The sequence below is a fragment of the Clostridium sp. TF11-13AC genome, assembly GCF_003481065.1.
GTDB lineage: Bacteria > Bacillota > Clostridia > Lachnospirales > Lachnospiraceae > Otoolea > Otoolea fessa.
Map to the genome: position 1 here is coordinate 1 of NZ_QUKJ01000020.1, position 2,977 is coordinate 2,977.

The following is a 2,977-nucleotide window of genomic DNA, read 5'->3' on the forward strand; positions in this document are numbered from 1 at the left end:
TTGTAGTAGTGATGAGTTAGGTGTGCCAATTATTTTAACAAAATGCAGAACAAATGTTTTCCTTGTAAAGAAATGCATGGTATAATATAAATATGGAAAATGTATATTTCTTACGAAAGAAAAATTACTTTCGTAGGTAGAGGAAATGGTATTCTTTACAGTATCATCTTGTCTAGTGCGCGAAGTATCGAAAACAGAAAGCAGGGACCTTTATGCAGATTGTATCCAGCTATGGAGTAGAAATTAAAAAAAAGAATATACCGCTCCGCGCTACGCTGGATATTTTTCGGAAAGCAGTTTCCTATCTGATTCCGGTAGATATGAAGATAATAAAAAAATAGTCCCTCTTTATGCCACTTTTTGCATATAAATTTCTATAATAAAAAGTGTGATCAAGTTTTTTAAATGAAAGTGTGATCACACTTTTTTATATAGAATTATTTTTCTTTTGCCTGAGCACAGCGGCTAAATCCCCATTCACTCACATACAACACAGCCGCTGCTGGAATTGCTGTCACGCACACAACAATCAGATTGAACAGCCACTTGAAGTTTGTGATAAAATGCAGGCTCTGGGGAACGGTAATTTTATCATACAGAAAAGCCAAAATCTGCGGATCCCTTGTCAAGATAAAAGCCAGAAATGCAACTCCTGCTCCAAGCACAACTGCCATACCAAAGAGCATCCCCCAGACACTCCATTTTGTCTTAGAATCTATCATCATGCGTTACATCCTCCTTGAATTTGATAGTTGTAGTGTAACGCAAAGATGTGTTTCTTTTGTGAAAATAATAGGAAATATTTCTTAAACGGGGAAGTTAGGATTTTGTTTCACTTAACAAATCTTCTAATCGTTTTATAAACTCAAATATGGTGTTCGGCAGTTTTTTACAGCTTCTGCACATAAATCCAGATAAGATGTCATTGCCATATCGAAATTCCATCCTTTCGAATATTTTTTAAATACAATGAAGAATCGTTTTTCCATTCATCTCCAACAATAAGCTTAATGTCAGTTTCAACACTATAAGCAGATGATGATTACAGACTCTTCTATATAGAAGGTAAAGTATACCTGGTAAATACCAAGGGTAAAGTACAGAAATCCAGCAAGAAGTACGATGTAGAGAACAAGGGCATCGATGCTGAGGTTTATGTAACAATCAACAAGAACAGCAAGTCTGTAGCTAGCGTTGGTGATGAAACTGCAGAGACTCTTATCAACAATATCAAGTTTGTAAATAACTACTCAAATACAAGCGATATCATGGAAGATACAAAGGTATCTGTACCGTTCATCCAGCTGTATGATGATAACCTGTATACCTATACAAAAGGAACAGGTTCTGTTACACCGACTTGGACTGCTAAGAACTAATTTTTGAAATTAATTTGAAGCAATAATAGAAGCTCCTTCTCCAAGGAAAATTTCCTTGGAGGGGGAGTTTTTTGATCGTGCGATCGATAGTGCACAAAAAAGAGCTATCGCACATTAGTACGACAGCCCCTTTTTCAAAAAATATAAAGATTTTTTACTTTTAATCTAGAGCGAGTAGATGATTACGGCTCCCAAATGAAACCATCCGGTGCATCTTCAACAGTTCTGACATATGTACCGTTTTCATATACTTTGGTTTTTGTATTATATCCACCAACTTTAACGGTTGCATCACCATCCACAAAAGCTACGGTATAATCGGTAATTTTATCCAGTTTTTCACTAGAATAATTCTTAACCGTACCATCCGAGTTAACGGTTACATAACCTTCACCACCATCAAGCTCATAAGCTTTCTTTGTGGATTTCTGAATCTTACCTGTTTTGTTTACAACATACTTGCTACCCTTGAAATTATAAATAGCATAGTCATCTTCTGCTTCCAGTCTCTGACCATCGGCATATACGTAGCCATCTTTAATGCAGTCATAACCTTTACCAGAATCTGTATTCTTGGTGCTGAAATAGAATGTGAAAGTATTGTCATCATCATCATCAACTGTCATCTTACCAGTCTTCATATAACCATTCTCATCGAAATAGTAGGTTTTTCCACCAATTCGCTGAAGACCTGTCTGCATCTTACCATCCTGATCGAAGCAGAAGTACTTACCATTGATTTTGATTTTCTTTCTGTACTGGATATGGCGGTTAGAATCTCTTACAGCATCATCAACAGTCTGGGAAGCTTTTTTAGCCTCGCCTTTCTTGAAGTAATACCAATCGGTATCATTGTCGTTATCACGATCGGCTGCACCAGCAATCTCATACCAACCGTCAGCTCTCCAGCCTTCTTCAACCTGGTTAGCGTAAATCATATCGCTGGCAGTAGCAGTTTCATTTGCACCATCGTTCTGGTCATCCAGAATATAGTCCGGAGTGCCCTCGTTTACGCTCTCTCTGGTATTGATCCACTCATACAGCATCTGTCCCTGCTCGCTGAAATAGTAGTATTTACCATTAATTTTCTTTTTGTTGTTGGAATTATGATATACTTTTCCATCGCTTCCAAACCAGTACCAAGCTTCATCATCTGCGCCTTCGCCCAGTGTAGTTGCTGCTGCTTTTTCGCCATCTTCATCAGATTCCTCATCTGGTCTTTCAAGCCATAACCAACCAGATTTTCTGGAACCGTCATCCTCTTCGCCAAGGTAGTATACAGAGCCGTCTTTCTCATACCAACCATACTGCATTTTACCGTCAGTATCGAAGAAATAGGTTTTGCCATTAATCTTCTTATCTTTTCCTTCTACTCGTTTTCCCTTAGAATCGAAATAATACCAGCTATCACCGTCTTCATCTGGATCATCTTCTTCATCTTCAGCAGTAGTTTTAACCCATTCATTTGTTAACATATGACCGTCTTCGCCTACATAGTATTCATCAACCCATGCAGAGGTCTCCATCTCACCATCTTCGTCAAGATGGAACCATTTACCGCCGTCTTTCTTCCACTCGTCAGTTACCTGATTGTCATC

At 38.1% G+C, this 2,977-nt stretch carries 2 protein-coding genes; both read right to left on the reverse strand.

Features of this window, described 5'->3' with window-relative positions; translation table 11 throughout:
• Positions 1-437: 437 nt before the first annotated feature.
• The gene (locus tag DXD12_RS15055) at positions 438-725 is read right to left on the reverse strand and encodes a hypothetical protein (RefSeq protein ID WP_118638612.1); all 288 of its coding nucleotides are present in this window, start codon (positions 723-725) and stop codon (positions 438-440) included.
• 836 nt (positions 726-1,561) lie between these two features.
• On the reverse strand, positions 1,562-2,977 hold a 1,416-nt coding region (locus DXD12_RS15060; protein ID WP_118638613.1), incomplete at its 5' end, for a glucan-binding protein.